Consider the following 16,079-nt stretch of genomic DNA (forward strand, 5'->3'; position numbering starts at 1 on the left):
GGCTCCCACAGGTGCATCGCAGCCCCTGAGACTTGCGCTGTACCTGTGGGAGCCGGCTTGCCGGCGACTGGGCTGCAAAGCAGCCCTGATAGTTTCAAGCCTGCTGCGGCTCGGCCGCTTTTTCCACCGGCTTGGGCAGCGAAGACAGGAACGCCATCACCAACGCCGCCACATAAGGCAGCGACTGCACCAGCAGCATCGCCACCCAGAAGCGCATGTCCGCGCCAGGCAGGCCTTGCACCAGATAAATGCCCAGCGCCGCGCCCCACAGCATGAGCATGATGAACAGTTCCTCCCGGGCTTCGGAAATCGCCACCAGCAAGCCATGGCTGTCGGCATTCTTGGGCGTGCGGAAGAACGGCATGCTGCTGGTGAAGAACCCGTACAGCACCGCCTTGGCGATGGTATGCGACAAGGCCAGCCCCGCCAAGGCGGCGGCGAAGGCGTCCTTGAGGTCCACGCCCACGGCGCGGCGGTACAGGAAGATGATCTTGCCGACCTTGAAGAAGAACAGCGCCAGCGGCGGAATGGCGAAGATCATCAGCGGCGGGTCGACCCGTTGTGGCACGATGATCATCGCGGCCGACCACAGCAGTGCGCCGACGGTGAAGAAGATGTTCATACCATCGGCGATCCAGGGCAGCCAGCCGGCCAGGAAGTGGTAGCGCTGGCCGCGGGTCAGCTCGCTGCCCTTGCCGCGCAGCAAGGCGGCGGCGTGGTGCTTGATGATCTGGATGGCGCCGTAGGCCCAGCGGAAGCGCTGCTTCTTGAAGTCGATGAAGGTGTCCGGCATCAGGCCCTTGCCATAGCTGTTGTGCGCGTAGGCGGCCGATAACCCTTTCTCGAACACCCGCAGACCCAGCTCGGCGTCCTCGCAGATGCACCATTCGGCCCAGCCCAGCTCCTGCAGCACCGAGCGGCGGGTCATGGTCATGGTGCCGTGCTGGATGATCGCGTCGCGGTCGTTGCGGGTGACCATGCCGATGTGGAAGAAGCCTTTGTACTCGCTGTAGCACAGCTTCTTGAAGGCGCTCTCATGCTGGTCGCGGTAGTCCTGGGGCGACTGCACCACGGCGATCTTCGGGTCGGCGAAGTGCGGGACCATGTGCTTGAGCCAGTTGCGGTCGACGCAGTAGTCCGAGTCGATCACCGCGATCACTTCGGCGTCTTCGGCCGTGTGCGGGATCAGGTAGTTCAGCGCGCCACCCTTGAAGCCGGCCAGCGGCGCGACGTGGAAGAAGCGGAAGCGTTCGCCCAGCAGTTCGCAGTGGGCCTTGAGCGGTTCCCATACGGCCGGGTCCTTGGTGTTGTTGTCGATCACCAGCACTTCATAGTCCGGGTAGTCGAGGGCCGCCAGGGCGTCGAGGGTCTGTTTCACCATCTCGGGCGGCTCGTTGTAGCAGGGCACGTGGATCGAGACCTTGGGCCGGTAGGCTGTGTCCGCCTGCACCGGCAGGAATTCCCTACGCCGCTTGTGGATCCACACCGCTTCGGCCAGTTCATGGGCCTCGGTCAACAGCACGATGAACACGCCCAGGGCGCCCAGGGCCAGCAGCACGCCCACGGTCACGCTGAACCAGGTGCTGTATTGCTGGCTGTAGTCATAGGCGATCCACACCAGCACCGACCCGCACAGGAAGGTGATGAAGGTGAGGAAGGTTCGGCCACGCTGACGCAAGGCCGAGCCGTCGATCAGCAGCACTGTCAGGGCGATCAGCGCCAGCACCACCGAGGCCACGGCCAGGGCGCGCCATTGCGGAATGGCGACCACGGGGCCTTCGAAATTGAATTTCTGCTGGCGTGCCGCGTTGAACACGCCCCAGTAAGCACCGACGGAACCTTCGTCGCTGGCCTTCCAAGGTTGGTCGTAGGCCTCGATGACGAAATAGTTGTAGCCGCGACGGTTGAGGGTGTTGACCAGCGTGCGCAGGTAGATGGCCTGATCGGCCTGGGTGGCGTCGGCACCGCCGCGCATGCGCCCGTTGCTGGGCCAGCCGACTTCCGAGAGCAGCAGCGGCTTGCGCGGGAACTGCTGCTTGAGTTCGCGGGCGCGGTCGAGGACGAACTGCAGCGAGTCCTTCATCGGCACGAATTCCCAGTACGGCAGGATGTGCGCGGCGATCAGGTCGACATGCTTGGCCAGCTCCGGGTTTTCCTTCCAGATATGCCACTGTTCACTGGTGGTGACCGGGACCTTCACCGCAGCCCGCACCCGATCCAGGTAGTCGATCAGCGCCTCGGGCGTGATCTCCTCGCGGAACAGCGCTTCGTTGCCCACCACGACCCGAACCACGCTGCGCGAGGTATTGGCCAGTTCGATGGCCTTGGCGATTTCACGCTCGTTGCGTTCCAGGTCCGGGCTGATCCAGATGCCCAGGGTGACGCGCAGGCCCAGCTCCTCGGCCAGGCGGGGGATGTCCGCCTGGGTGCCCTCGACCGTATAGATGCGGATGCTATCGGTCAGCTTGCTCATCTGCTCCAGGTCCTGGAGCATTTCTTCATCGCTGGGGTATTGGCCTTTCTGCGGGCTTTGGCCGAGGCGAAATGGCGAATAGGAGAAGCCGGAGATCTGCTCCGGCCAGGCAGGGGCGGACACCGGGCGGTTGATCAGCGCCCAGAAGCCAGTGAACAGCGCGGCGATGGCCAGGACCACCACCAGGTTGAGACCGAATTTGCGTGATGACATAGGTGTTTCAGTTTCCGAAGGGGGAGCGGGGCGGGCCTTGCCAGGGCAAGCAATGATTGGATTGCCCGCGCACGATGAAGTTCTGAAGCCGCTCGGCTATCGCCCAGGACGCTTTGCTTGATGGGGTATTAAAGCAGGGTTTGTAGGGTCTTTACTAACAAGGGCGGTATGGCGGCCCCAGGGCCGGCCTGTTGGCATATAATGCGCGCCGTTTTTTCAGGGGGTGAGCATGAGCACAGAAGATCCACGCTTCGCCGGCGTTGCCCGGCTGTATGGTGAGCAGGGCCTGGAGCGCCTGCGCCAGGCCCATGTGGCGATCGTCGGCATCGGCGGCGTCGGTTCCTGGGCGGCCGAGGCCATGGCCCGCAGTGGCGTGGGCGAGATCACCCTGTTCGACCTCGACGATGTGTGCGTGAGCAATACCAACCGCCAGGCTCATGCCCTGGAGGGCCAGGTGGGGCGGCCGAAGGTCGAGGTGATGGCCGAGCGCCTGCGGGCGATCAACCCGGCGTGCACCGTGCATGCGGTGGCCGATTTCGTCACCCGCGACACCATGGTCGAGTACATCACCGAGCAGCTCGACTGCGTCATCGATTGCATCGACAGCGTGATGGCCAAGGCCGCCCTGATCGCCTGGTGCCGCCGGCGCAAGATCGCCATCGTCACCACCGGTGGCGCCGGCGGGCAGATCGACCCGACCCAGGTGCAGGTCGGCGACCTCAACAAGACCTTCAACGATCCGCTGGCTTCGCGGGTGCGTTCGACCCTGCGGCGCGACTACAACTTCTCGCGCAATGTGTCGCGCAATTATGGCGTGCCCTGCGTGTTTTCCAGCGAACAGCTGCGTTATCCCAAGGGCGATGGCAGCGTCTGCCTGCAGAAGAGCTTCGTGGGCGAGGGCGTGCGCCTGGACTGCTCCGGTGGCTTTGGCGCGGTGATGATGGTGACCGCGACCTTCGGCATGGTCGCGGCCAGCAAGGCGGTGGAGAAACTGGTGGCAGGGGCGCGGCGGCCTTCGGAGCGGGTCAGGCCAGAGTAAGCGGCCTGCTCGCTCCTACAGGGTTATCCCGCCCTTCGAGTGCGCTGTCGTGCAAAGAACAGGGCACCTCTGTGGGAGCGTTCGTCAGTGGTTGGAGGCCAGTTCCGCCATCCGTTGCAACACCGCATGCAAGCCATTGCTGCGCGACGGCGATAACTGCCGCTCCAGCCCCAGCTGGGTGAACCAGCCGCGCAGGTCCACCAGGGCCAGTTCCGCGCTCGGCAACCCTTGCACCCGCACCAACAGCAGGGCCAGCAGTCCTCGCAACAGGCGGGCATCGCTGCTGGCCTTGAAATGCCACTGCCCCTGGTCGTTCTCGGCCACCAGCCATACCAGGCTTTCGCAGCCATGCACGCGGTTGGCTTCGCACTTCTGCGCGTCGGCCAATGGCTCCAGTCGATCGCCCCACTGCATCAGCAGTCGCGCCCGCTGCTCCCAGCCACGCGCCTGCTCGAAGCTCTCCAGCGCCTGGCTGGCTTCTGCCGTCAGGCTCATCGCAACAGCTCCAGGCCTTGGTCGAGGGCATCGAAAAAGCGCGCCAGGTCGTCGCTGTCGTTGTACAAGGCCAACGAGACCCGAATCGCGCCTTCGAGCCCCAAGCCCCTGAGCAGCGGCATGGCGCAGTGATGCCCTGCACGCACGGCGATGCCTTGCTCGGTCAGCACGTGGGCAAGATCGGCGTTGTGCACGCCTTCCACCACGAAGCTGGCCAGGGCCGCTTGCGGCGTACCAAGAATGCGGATGCCGTCGCGGTCGGCAAGGCCACGCAGCAGATGCTGGTGCAGGCTGGCTTCATGATTGGCGACAGCGGTGGTGTCAAGGCTGGCGAGGTAGCCAAGGGTCGCGCCCAGGCCGATGACTCCGGCGATCGGTGGCGTGCCGGCTTCGAAGCCCAGCGGTGCGGGGCGATAGCTGGCGCTGTGGTGGTCGGCCAGTTGCACCATCTCGCCACCGAACTGCCAGTGGCGCAGTTGCTCCAATGCGCCCGGGCGGCCATACAGCACGCCGACGCCCTCGGGGCCGTACAGCTTGTGGCTGGAGAACACGTAGAAATCGCAGCCCAGCTGTTGCATGTCGTGGCGACCATGGACGATGCCCTGGGCACCGTCGACCACGGTCAGTGCGCCCTGGGCCTGGGCATGGGCGAGCAACGCTGGCAGTGGTTGCCAGGTGCCCAGCACATTGGACAGCTGGCTTACCGCCAGCAACCGTGTACGGGGGCCAATCAACTGCAAGGCTTGGTTCAGGTCGATGTGGCCGTGTTCATCCAGCGGCAACACCACCAGGCGCAGGTTGCGGCGCCGGGCCAGTTCCTGCCATGGCAACAGGTTGGCATGGTGCTCCAGGGCGCTGATGGCGATTTCATCGCCGGCCTCGAAGCGGTATTCCAGGCCATAGGCCAGCAGGTTCAATGCCGACGTGGCGCCATGGGTGAAGACGACCTGGCGCGCGTCGCCGGCGTTGAGCCAGGCGGCGACCTTGTCACGGCTGGTTTCGAAGGCCTGGGTGGCCATGGCGCCGGGCAGGTGCTGGGCGCGGTGTACATTGGCTGCGCCGTGGCGGTAGTAATGGCTCAGGGCGTCGAGCAGGGCCTGGGGCTTCTGGGTGGTGGCGGCGCTGTCCAGGTAGGTCTGGTGCTGCCGTTGCAGGGCGGCGATCGCGGGAAAATCGGCACGCCAGGGGGAGGGCTGGAACATGATCACGGGACCTGAAATGAAAATCGGGCCTGGTGCTAGGCCAGACCCGATCTTATCACTTCGAACCTGTCATGGTTCTCAGTTGTGGGCGTGCAGTGCCTCGTTCAGCTCGATGGCCGACTTGTGGGTCTTGCACTCCACCGCGCCGTTCAGCGAGTTGCGGCGGAACAGCAGGTCGGTCTGGCCGGCCAGGTCACGGGCCTTGACTACCTTGACCAGCTGGTTGTTCTCGTCCAGCAGGTTCACCTTGGTGCCGGCCGTGATGTACAGGCCCGCTTCCACGGTGTTGCGATCGCCCAGCGGGATGCCGATACCGGCGTTGGCGCCGATCAGGCAGCCTTCGCCGACCTTGATGACGATGTTGCCGCCGCCGGACAAGGTGCCCATGGTCGAGCAGCCGCCGCCCAGGTCCGAACCCTTGCCGACGAACACGCCTGCCGACACACGGCCTTCGATCATGCCCGGGCCTTCGGTGCCGGCGTTAAAGTTGACGAAGCCTTCGTGCATGATGGTGGTGCCTTCGCCGATGTAGGCGCCCAGGCGCACACGGGCGGTGTCGGCGATACGCACGCCGGCCGGGACCACGTAGTCGGTCATCTTCGGGAACTTGTCCACCGAGAACACTTCCAGCAGCTCGCCCTTCAGGCGTGCTTCGAGCTGCAGCTCAGCCAGCTCGCTCAGGTCCACCGCGCCTTGGTTGGTCCAGGCGACGTTCGGCAGCAGCGGGAAGATACCTGCCAGGCTCACGCCGTGCGGCTTGACCAGGCGGTGGGACAGCAGGTGCAGCTTCAAGTAGGCCTCCGGGGTGGAGGTCAGGGCGCCGTCTTCGGCCAGCAAGGTGGCGACCAGCGGCTTGTGGCTTTCGGCCAGGCGGGTCAGCAGCGCGGCCTGGCCAGCGTCCACGGCCTTGAGCGCTTCGGCCAGTTGGGCTGCCTGGGCATTGCTGAAGGCGATGGCCTGGTTGCCCCCTTCGTAACCGAGGATCGGGGCGATGGCAGCGACCAGCTCGGCGCTCGGGGCGACCAGCGGCTGTGCGTAGAAGACTTCCAGCCAGGCGCCCTGGCGGTTCTGGGTGCCGACGCCGAAGGCCAGGCTGAACAGGGTAGTGGACATGCGATTACCTCATGCGAATAAGGGGTTGAAGCGAAGGCGGTTCAGGCCAGTGCCGCGGCGTACAGGTCGGGCTTGAAGCCGACCAGGGTGCGACTGCCAAGGTCGAGTACCGGGCGCTTGATCATCGACGGCTGGGCCAGCATCAGCTCGACGGCCTTGGCCTGGTCGAGGTCGGCCTTGCTGGCGTCGTCCAGCTTGCGGAAGGTGGTGCCGGCGCGATTGAGGACCACTTCCCAGCCGTGCTCGTCACACCAGCGGTTGAGGCTGTCGCGGTCGATGCCTTGGGTTTTGTAGTCGTGGAATTCGTAGGCAATGGCCTGGTCTTCGAGCCAGGTACGTGCCTTTTTCATGGTGTCGCAGGCTTTGATGCCGTAGAGCGTGTAGGTCATCGTGTGCATTGGGGTTCGAAGGCCGCCCCAATTTCTCCGTTTTCGATTGTCAGTCGCGGGATTATGCGGGAACCAACCCTGGAGCGCCACGGGTGTACACGGGCTTGAGGTTTTCGGTGCAGGGTAGATCGCGCGGCGCTTGGGCGGCATCGCGGCGGCACGCGGTGTTCGTCTTGGCGCAACCTCGAAACCAGGCACCCTGTCTCCTAACGTATCATCATGTTACATATTCACTCTTCCCCTGCGACTATCGTGCAGCGGCCTCGTTTCCCTGTCCGCCGCTAACATAGTGTTTCAATGGCGAGGATTCGCCCCGTTGTCGCTTTATTCGGATTACACAGGAAGCTTTGCCGATGCAGTCAGCCTATACCGTCCTCATCCTGCTGACGCTGGTAAGCGTGTCGAAACTGGTCGGGCGGGTGGTGCCGCTGCCGTTGCCGCTGGTACAGATCGCCGCCGGCGCGCTGCTGGCCTGGCCGACCCTGGGCTTGCATGTGGCGCTGGACCCGGAGCTGTTTCTGTTCTTGTTCCTGCCCCCGCTGCTGTTCGCCGATGGTTGGCGTATGCCCAAGCGCGAGCTGTGGCGCCTGCGCGGGCCGGTGGTGGCGCTGGCGGTGGGGTTGGTGCTGTTCACTGTGGTGGGCGCGGGTTACTTCATCCACTGGATCCTGCCGAGCATCCCCTTGCCGGTCGCCTTCGCCCTGGCGGCTGTGCTGTCGCCCACCGACGCCGTGGCGGTGTCGGCCATCACCCAGGATCGCCTGCCCACCCCTTTGATGCACATGCTTCAGGGCGAGGCGCTGATGAACGATGCTTCGGGCCTGGTCACGTTCAAGTTCGCGTTGGCCGCAGCGATCACCGGGGTGTTCTCGCTGACCGAAGCCAGCTTCACCTTCCTCATCGTCGCCCTCGGTGGCCTGGCGGTCGGCGTGGCCCTGAGCTGGCTGATCGGTCGCCTGCGGGCCTGGATGATCGCCCGTGGCTGGGACGATCCGGCCACCCATGTGGTGTTCATGTTGCTGCTGCCGTTCGCCGCCTATGTGCTGGCCGAACGCCTGGGTGTCTCCGGCATTCTTTCGGCGGTGGCGGCCGGCATGATGCAGAGCTGGCTCGACCTGCTGCCGCGCCAGACCAGCACGCGCCTGCTCAACCGCAGCGTCTGGTCGCTGCTGGAGTTCGCCTTCAATGGCCTGATCTTCCTGCTGCTGGGCCTGCAATTGCCGGACATCATCAAGGCTGTGGTCAGCGATGAAATGGCGGTTTGGCCGTCGCTGGCCTGGCGCTGCCTGGATGTGCTGGCGATCTTCGTGGCGCTGGTAGCGCTGCGCTTCGTCTGGGTGCAGAGCATCTGGCGCGCGATCGGCGTGGTGCGTCGCTGGCGCGGCAAGCCGGAGCTGGTGCTGGTGCCCACCACCCGGTCCTGCCTGTTGCTGACACTCGGTGGCGTGCGTGGAGCGGTGACCCTGGCGGGCGTGATGTCGGTGCCGCTGCTGATGGGCGCGGGCAAGGCCTTCCCGGAGCGTGACTTGCTGATCTTCATTGCCGCCGGTGTGATCTTGTTGTCCTTGATCAGTGCCTGCATCGCCTTGCCCCTGTTGCTGCGCGGCGTGACCAAGAGCCCGGACGAGCGCTTGCGCCAAGAGGTGCAGGATGCCTGGCGACGTACAGCCGAGGCGGCGATCCATGCCTTGGAGGCTGAGGAAGTGGTCGATGCCAATGCCCCTCAGGATGCAGCCCAGGCAACCCTGGCGGTGGAGCTCAAGGCGCGTTTGATGGCCGAATACCGCGATGAGCTGAACAGTTACAACGACACCGCCGAAGCTCGGGCCCTGGCCGAGCAAATGGACTTGCTGGAGCGGCGGCTACGGGTGCGTGCGTTGCGGGCGCAGCGGTTGGAGCTGTACGAGTTGCACCGCAAGCATCTGGTGGGTGATGAAGTGGTGCGCCAGGTGCTGGGGGAACTGGACATGAGCGAGGCGAACCTGGGGCAGGTCAGGTAGCGCTGCGGGTAAACCCGGTGGGGCTTGTCCCGCGATCAAGGGCGACGGTGATATCGGGTCTGGCCCAATCGCGGGCAAGCCCGCTCCCACAGAATCTTGCAAAATCAAATGGAGCGGTTTTTTCCGGGAAGTGGGGCGCAAAGCGCCCCAAGGCCAATCAACGGTTCTGCAGGAACTCGCGAATCCGCTCCGCCGCCTCGATGCACTCGGCCAGCGGCGCGACCAGCGCCATGCGCACCCGGCCCGCGCCTGGGTTCACGCCATCGACTTCACGCGACAGGTACGAACCAGGTACCACGGTCACATGCTGGGCTTCGAACAGGTCGCGGGTGAAATTGGCATCGCAGCCCGGCACTTTGGCCCATAGGTAGAAGCTGCCATCCGGGCGCTGCACGTCCATCACCGGCTGGAGAATCGCCAGCACCGCGTCGTACTTGGCCCGGTACTGGTCGCGGTTTTCGCGGACATGGGCCTCGTCCTGCCAGGCCGCGATGCTGGCCAGCTGGGTTTGCACCGGCATAGCACAGCCGTGGTAGGTGCGGTAAAGCAGGAACGGCTTGATGATCGAGGCATCGCCGGCGACGAAGCCCGAGCGTAGGCCCGGCAGGTTGGAGCGTTTGGACAGGCTGTGGAACACCACGCAACGCTTGAAGTCACTGCGGCCAAGCTCGGCACAGGCGCTCAGCAGGCCAGGTGGTGGCGCATCTTCATCGAAGTACAGCTCGCTGTAGCACTCGTCGGCGGCGATCACGAAATCATGCTCGTCGGCCAGGGCGATCAGCTTCTTCAGGGTGTCCATCGGCACCAGGGCGCCAGTCGGGTTGCCTGGCGAGCAGAGGAACAGGATCTGGCAACGCTGCCATACCTCGGCCGGTACGGCGTCGAAATCGGGGTTGAAGCCATTGCTTTCCAGGCATGGCAGGTAATGCGGGGTGGCGCCGGCGAGCAGGGCCGCGCCTTCGTAGATCTGGTAGAACGGGTTGGGGCTGACCACCAGGCCGTCGTCGGCGCGGTTGATCACAGCCTGGGTGAAGGCGAACAGCGCCTCGCGGGTGCCGTTGACCGGGAGGATGTGGCGGTCGGCATCGAGCCAGCCGGCCGGTACGCCGAAGCGGCGCTCGCACCATTGGCCGATGGCCTGGCGCAAGGCGGGCAGGCCGATGGTGCTCGGGTACACCGCCAGCTTGTCGAGATTGTCGGCCATGGCCTTGGCGACGAACGCCGGCGATTCATGCTTCGGCTCGCCGATCGACAGGGCGATGGCGCGTTTGTCCGCCGCAGGCTTCACGCTGCCCAGCAGGGCACGGAGTTTCTCGAACGGGTAGGGCTGAAGCTGGGTCAGGGCATGGTTCATCGGCGCAAGGTCTCGTCAATCGTTAGAAGGTCACGCGGGGAGTGCTGGTGTCGCTGGCCTGGCCGGCCTGCAGCTGCTTGATGATCGCCTCCTGCAAGCGCAGGCACAGTTGCGGGTCCGACAGCGGTTGGTTGTCGGCGTCAGTGATGAAGAATACGTCTTCCACCCGTTCGCCTAGGGTGGCGATCTTGGCGTTCTGCAGCGACAGGTCGAACTCCAGGAAGATGCGCCCGATCCGTGCCAGCAGGCCGGGGCGGTCGGGGGCGGTGATCTCCAGAATGGTCACCGGTCGCTGGGCATCGTTGTGGATGGTCACCTGCGGGGCGAAGGTGAAGTGCTTGAGCTGGCGCGGCACCCGACGCTGGATGATGGTGGGGTAGTCCTCGGGGGTGCGCAGGGCCTCGGTCAGGCCGTCGCGGATCTGCTTGACCCGCTGCGGGTTGTCACCGATCGAGCCGCCGTCGTTGTCCAGGACGATATAGGTGTCGAGGGTGAACTGGCTGCTGGAGGTGATGATCCGCGCGTCATGGATGTTCAGGTTGAGCTGGGACATCGCGGCCACGGTCACGGCGAAGAAGTCGTGCTGGTCGGGGGCGTAGATGAAGATCTGCGTGCCGCCCTCGAACTCGCGCTGAGTGGTTTCCTTGATCAGCACCAACGGGCCGCCATCGGCCGGCTGCTGGAGGATCGCGTCGCTATGCCAGGCAACGTCGGCGGCGGTGTGCTTGAGGAAGTAATCGTCGCCCAGTTGGGCCCACAGCTGCTCCACGTCGTCCGGGTCGGTGCCTTCGCGCACCAGGATGTCCAGCGCCGCGGTCTGCGTCTGGCGGATCTGCTCCTCGCGGTCCAGCGGGTTCTCGAGGCCCCGGCGCAGGGCGCGCTTGGTCTCGGTATAGAGCTGGCGCAGCAGGCTGGCGCGCCAGGAGTTCCACAGGCTGGGGTTGGTGGCGTTGATGTCGGCCACGGTCAGCACGTAGAGGTAGTCCAGGCGGGTTTCGTCGCCCACGTGCAGGGCGAAGTCGTTGATCACCTGCGGGTCGGAAAGATCCTTGCGCTGGGCGGTGGTGGACATCACCAGGTGGTTCTGCACCAACCAGACGATCAGCCGGCTGTCCCATGCCGGCAGTTGGTGGCGTTCGCAGAAGGCCTGCGCATCCACCGCGCCCAGCTCGGAGTGGTCGCCGTGGCGGCCCTTGCCGATGTCATGGTAGAGGCCGGCCAGGTAGATCAGCTCGGGTTTGGGCAGGCGCCCCATGAGCTTGCTGGCGAGCGGGAATTTCTCCGAGACCGGCGTGTACTGCAGCTTGCGCAGGTGCTTGATCAGGTTGAGGGTATGGGCATCGACCGTATAGATGTGGAACAGGTCGTGCTGCATCTGCCCAACGATCAGGCCGAACTCCGGCAGGTAGCGCCCGAGGATGCCGTAGCGGTTCATCCGCCGCAGGTTGCGGTGAATGCCGATCTCGCATTTGAACAGTTCGATGAACAGGCTGGTGTTGCGGATATCGTTGCGGAACTTGTCGTTGATCAGGTGGCGGTGTTCGCGCAACTGGCGCACGGTGTCGGCCCGCACGCCCTTGATCTCCGGGTGCTGGGCCATCAGCACGAAGATTTCCAGCATGGCGAACGGGGTGCGCTTGAACACGGCCGGGTTGGCCGCCTCGATATAGCCGTCATGCAGCCGGAAGCGCGCATTCAGCGGCTGGGTGGTGCTGCTGTCGTCGTCGGCGAGGATCACCTCTTCGAAATGCTGGATGATCAGGTCGCACAGCTGGCTGATGCTCATCACCACCCGGTAGTACTGGGTCATGAACTGTTCGATGGCGCGTTTGGGGTTCTCGTCGCTGTAGCCGAGCAATGCGGCGATGCTGCGCTGGTGGTCGAACAGCAGACGGTCCTCGGCACGCCCGGCAAGCATGTGCAGGGCATAGCGCACCCGCCACAGGAAGGCCTGGGAGGAGGCCAGCAGCTCGTTCTCGCTCTCCAGCAGGAAGCCTTCGTCGGCCAGGGCATGGAGGTTCAGGGTGCCGTACTGGCGACGAGCCACCCAGAGCACGGTCTGGATGTCGCGCAGGCCGCCCGGGGAGCCTTTGACGTTGGGCTCGAGGTTGTACTCGGTGTCGTTGTACTTGTGGTGGCGGGCCTTGAGTTCGGCGCGCTTGGCTAGGAAGAACTCCTTGCTCGGCCACATATGTTCGGTGCTGGTGACCTCCAGCATACGCTGGCGCAAGGCTTCGGGGCCAGCGATGGTGCGGCTTTCCATCAGGTTGGTGATCACCGTCAGGTCGGCCTTGGCCTGTTCGGCGCACTCTTCGACGGTGCGAACGCTCTGGCCCACTTCCAGGCCGATGTCCCACAGCAAGGTAAGGAAGCGTTCGATGGCGTCGCGGTACTGCTCGTGTTCGGCGCTGTCGAGCAGGATCAGCAGGTCGATGTCCGACCAGGGGTGCAGCTCGCCACGGCCATAGCCGCCGACGGCGACCAGGGCGATGCCGGCCTGGTCGCGCCAGTCGAATTGGTTCCAGGCCTGTTGCAGAATGTTGTCGACGAACCAGGCGCGGTCCTCGATGAGCGGGCGGATCTCGCCGTCTTCGCGAAAGCGCCGGTCGAGCACCGCGCCGGCCTGGCGGATGGCTTTCTTGAAGGCAGCGATGGGGCTTGCCTTGAGCGCCAGTTCCGCCTGGAACTGGCCACGGTCGAACAGCTCGGGATCCACCTGGGGCATCGAGTCGCGTTCCTGTATTGTTGGCCCTGGGACGGGTCAGGCCGAGGTGCGCGGCAGGGTGTCGTCCTTGCGCAGGGTGAAGATCTCGTAGCCGGTGGCGGTCACCAGGATGGTGTGCTCCCACTGGGCGGAAAGCTTGCGGTCCTTGGTGATGGCGGTCCAGCCGTCGCCCAGCACCTTGGTGTCGGCCTTGCCCTGGTTGATCATCGGTTCGATGGTGAAGGTCATGCCTTCCTTGAGTTCCATGCCAGTGCCGGCGCGGCCGTAGTGCAGTACCTGCGGCTCTTCATGGAACACCTTGCCGATGCCATGGCCACAGAATTCGCGCACCACCGAGAAGCCGTTCTTCTCGGCGTGCTTCTGGATCACCTCGCCGATATCGCCCAGGCGGCAGCCAGGCTTGACCAGTTCGATGGCCTTGTACATGCATTCCTGGGTGACCTTGGACAGGCGCTCGGCCCAAGGCGCGACGGTGCCGACGTGGAACATGCGGCTGGTATCGCCGTGATAGCCGTCCTTGATCACGGTGACGTCGATGTTGATGGTGTCGCCATCCTTGAGCGGCTTCTCGTTAGGGATGCCGTGGCAGACCACATGGTTGATCGAGGTGCAGATCGACTTGGGGAAGCCTTTGTAGTTGAGCGGCGCCGGGATGGCCTGCTGGACGTTGACGATATAGTCGTGGCAGAGGCGGTCGAGCTCCTCGGTGGTGACACCGGGCTTGACGTGTTCTTCGATCATCTCGAGGACTTCGGCGGCCAGGCGGCCGGCGATGCGCATCTTCTCGATGTCTTCTGCGGTCTTGATGGTGACGGTCATACAGGCTCTCTACGGCGCCCCGAGGGCGCGAACAAACGGGAAAGGCCGGATTCTAGCAGAGCGGGGCGTCAATCTGTGGGGATAAAGGCGCAGGTTCTGCTGTCTAGTCAGTAGGCAATTCTGGCGCGATTGCCTGCAGGCTGCAAAAATCGCTGACGGACGAGGCATCACCCGGGTTCCGTTCGCCCGTGGTCTGTGGTATAAAATGCGCCGCTTTCGGGGGAGGTCCCCGGAAGCCTTAACCCACACACGTGTCGACACGATGACCTGGGTGCCCCAAGCTCGCGAGCCTGTGGGTTGGTCATTGGGATACGTGGAGGCCCAACCCGACTTATCAAGGAACTATCATGTCCCAAGTCAACATGCGCGATATGCTGAAGGCCGGTGTGCACTTCGGCCACCAGACCCGTTACTGGAACCCGAAAATGGGCAAGTTCATTTTCGGCGCGCGCAACAAGATCCACATCATCAACCTGGAAAAAACCCTGCCGATGTTCAACGACGCTCTGTCGTTCGTCGAGCGCCTGGCCCAGGGCAAGAACAAGATCCTGTTCGTCGGCACCAAGCGTTCCGCTGGCAAGATCGTCGCCGAGCAAGCAGCTCGTTGCGGTTCGCCATACGTTGACCACCGCTGGTTGGGCGGCATGCTGACCAACTACAAGACCATCCGTGCTTCGATCAAGCGTCTGCGCGACCTGGAAACCCAGGCCGAAGACGGCACCTTCGCCAAGCTGACCAAGAAAGAAGCCCTGATGCGCAGCCGCGACCTGGAAAAACTGGATCGCAGCCTGGGCGGTATCAAGGACATGGGTGGCCTGCCTGACGCACTGTTCGTCATCGACGTCGAGCACGAGCGCATCGCTATCACCGAAGCCAACAAGCTGGGCATCCCGGTCATCGGCGTTGTCGATACCAACAGCAGCCCGGAAGGCGTTGACTACGTCATCCCAGGCAACGACGACGCCATCCGCGCCATCGAGCTGTACATGACTTCGATGGCTGACGCCGTCATCCGCGGCCGCAACAACGTTGCCGGCGGCACCGAAGTCTACGCTGAAGAAGCGGCTGCACCTGCTGCCGAGTAATTGACGCCCGGCGTCTACTTGGCACGCAAAAAGGGGGCTAGGCCCCCTTTTTGCCACCTTGAAATCCTGCTGTCAGCACGTCCGCGCATCATGGGGCTGCTGAAGTGACAGCAGTGGATTTGCAGAATTGAACGCCCGTGACGAGCGGGTGGAATGGTTGAAAAACTTTCCAAGAGGATTTTGAAATGGCAGCAATTACTGCAGCGCTGGTCAAAGAACTGCGCGAGCGTACCGGCGAAGGCATGATGGACTGCAAGAAGGCCCTGGAAAAGGCCGGCGGCGACATCGAGAAAGCCATTGATGACATGCGTGCCTCCGGCGCCATCAAGGCCGCCAAGAAGGCTGGCAACGTTGCCGCCGAAGGCGCCATCGCAGTCAAGACCGACGGCAAGTCCGCTGTCCTGCTGGAAGTGAACTCGCAGACCGACTTCCTGGCCCTGCAAGACGACTTCAAGAACTTCGTTGCTGAAAGCATCGAAGAAGCCTTCGCCCAGAAGCTGACCGACGCCGCTCCGCTGATCGCTTCGCGTGAAGCCGCTCGTGAAGCCCTGGTCGCCAAGTGCGGCGAAAACGTCAACATCCGTCGCCTGGTCCGCGTTGAAGGTGACGTCGTCGGCGCCTACCTGCACGGCAACAAGATCGGCGCTGCTGTCGTCCTGAAGGGCGGCGACGTCGAGCTGGCCAAGAACATCGCCATGCACGTTGCAGCTTCGAACCCAGAGTTCCTGGATTCGTCGGAAATCTCCGCCGAGGCCATCGAGCGTGAGAAGAACGTCTTCCTGCAACTGAACGCCGACAAGATCGCCGGCAAGCCGGAAAACATCGTTGAGAACATGATCAACGGTCGTATCACCAAGTTCAAAGCCGAAGCCTCGCTGAAAGAGCAGGCGTTCGTCATGAACCCGGAAGTCAAGGTTGGCGAACTGGCCAAGAAAGCCGGTGCTGAAATCGTTTCCTTCACCTACTTCAAGGTCGGCGAAGGCATCGAGAAGCCGGTCGACAACTTCGCTGAAGAAGTTGCCGCCCAGGTAGCTGCCGCCAAGCAGTAAGACAGCCCCGTCTGTCGCCCCAAAGAGGCTGCCCGCTCACGCGCGCAGCCTCTTTGTCAAAACGGATGCGGGTTTATCCCTCGCGCATCCGCTGGCGCTGAAGCAGCGCCACGCTACAGTTAG

Annotated in this window: 12 protein-coding genes; 4 read left to right on the plus strand and 8 right to left on the minus strand. The window is 63.9% G+C overall.

Translation table 11 applies throughout. The annotated features are described in order from the left end of the window. Positions 1-94: 94 nt before the first annotated feature. A complete protein-coding gene (locus IRZ56_RS10150; RefSeq protein ID WP_196144830.1) occupies positions 95-2,686 on the minus strand; it encodes a glycosyltransferase in 2,592 nt (863 codons plus the stop codon). A 229-nt stretch (positions 2,687-2,915) separates the two neighbouring features. On the opposite strand from IRZ56_RS10150, the gene tcdA reads away from it, so the two are divergent. Next, complete coding sequence (gene tcdA / locus IRZ56_RS10155; protein ID WP_196144831.1) at positions 2,916-3,725, plus strand: tRNA cyclic N6-threonylcarbamoyladenosine(37) synthase TcdA; 810 nt, start codon at positions 2,916-2,918, stop codon at positions 3,723-3,725. An 84-nt stretch (positions 3,726-3,809) separates the two neighbouring features. On the opposite strand, the gene IRZ56_RS10160 is transcribed toward tcdA, so the two are convergent. The 4 genes from IRZ56_RS10160 to IRZ56_RS10175 form a co-directional block, all read right to left on the minus strand. After that, positions 3,810-4,220, minus strand: coding sequence for a SufE family protein (locus tag IRZ56_RS10160; RefSeq protein WP_196144832.1), 411 nt, complete (start codon positions 4,218-4,220; stop codon positions 3,810-3,812). Beyond that, positions 4,217-5,422, minus strand: coding sequence for a cysteine desulfurase (locus tag IRZ56_RS10165; RefSeq protein WP_196144833.1), 1,206 nt, complete (start codon positions 5,420-5,422; stop codon positions 4,217-4,219). Before IRZ56_RS10165 ends, IRZ56_RS10160 begins: the two co-directional genes overlap by 4 nt. A gap of 78 nt (positions 5,423-5,500) precedes the next feature. Continuing rightward, entirely contained in the window at positions 5,501-6,535 is a 1,035-nt protein-coding gene (gene dapD / locus IRZ56_RS10170; RefSeq protein ID WP_084854346.1) for a 2,3,4,5-tetrahydropyridine-2,6-dicarboxylate N-succinyltransferase, read from the minus strand. A gap of 41 nt (positions 6,536-6,576) precedes the next feature. Next, on the minus strand, positions 6,577-6,924 hold the full coding sequence (locus IRZ56_RS10175; RefSeq protein ID WP_196144927.1) for an ArsC family reductase: 348 nt from the start codon (positions 6,922-6,924) through the stop codon (positions 6,577-6,579). A 353-nt stretch (positions 6,925-7,277) separates the two neighbouring features. On the opposite strand from IRZ56_RS10175, the gene IRZ56_RS10180 reads away from it, so the two are divergent. Beyond that, entirely contained in the window at positions 7,278-8,924 is a 1,647-nt protein-coding gene (locus IRZ56_RS10180; RefSeq protein ID WP_196144834.1) for a Na+/H+ antiporter, read from the plus strand. Positions 8,925-9,081: 157 nt separating this feature from the next. Here the strand turns inward: IRZ56_RS10180 and dapC are convergent, their stop codons facing one another. The 3 genes from dapC to map are packed head-to-tail and all read right to left on the minus strand — an operon-like array spanning position 9,082 to position 13,822. Further along, positions 9,082-10,278 carry a succinyldiaminopimelate transaminase gene (gene dapC, locus IRZ56_RS10185; protein WP_196144835.1) on the minus strand — a complete coding sequence of 399 codons (1,197 nt, stop codon included), beginning with the start codon at positions 10,276-10,278 and terminating at the stop codon, positions 9,082-9,084. Between the two features lie 22 nt (positions 10,279-10,300). Further along, positions 10,301-13,003 (minus strand): [protein-PII] uridylyltransferase, encoded by a 2,703-nt coding sequence (locus IRZ56_RS10190; RefSeq protein ID WP_196144836.1) that lies wholly within the window; start codon positions 13,001-13,003, stop codon positions 10,301-10,303. A gap of 36 nt (positions 13,004-13,039) precedes the next feature. Then, positions 13,040-13,822: a type I methionyl aminopeptidase gene (gene map, locus IRZ56_RS10195; RefSeq protein WP_196144837.1), complete on the minus strand. Its 783-nt coding sequence runs from the start codon at positions 13,820-13,822 to the stop codon at positions 13,040-13,042. Between the two features lie 347 nt (positions 13,823-14,169). On the opposite strand from map, the gene rpsB reads away from it, so the two are divergent. Together rpsB and tsf are read left to right on the plus strand one after the other, a co-directional pair. After that, positions 14,170-14,907 (plus strand): 30S ribosomal protein S2, encoded by a 738-nt coding sequence (rpsB, locus tag IRZ56_RS10200; protein ID WP_196144838.1) that lies wholly within the window; start codon positions 14,170-14,172, stop codon positions 14,905-14,907. Positions 14,908-15,092: 185 nt separating this feature from the next. Continuing rightward, positions 15,093-15,956 carry a translation elongation factor Ts gene (gene tsf, locus IRZ56_RS10205; protein ID WP_196144839.1) on the plus strand — a complete coding sequence of 288 codons (864 nt, stop codon included), beginning with the start codon at positions 15,093-15,095 and terminating at the stop codon, positions 15,954-15,956. The last annotated feature ends 123 nt before the right edge of the window (positions 15,957-16,079 follow it).

Origin of the sequence: Pseudomonas guariconensis (assembly GCF_015680235.1) — a bacterium.
Taxonomy (GTDB): domain Bacteria; phylum Pseudomonadota; class Gammaproteobacteria; order Pseudomonadales; family Pseudomonadaceae; genus Aquipseudomonas; species Aquipseudomonas guariconensis_A.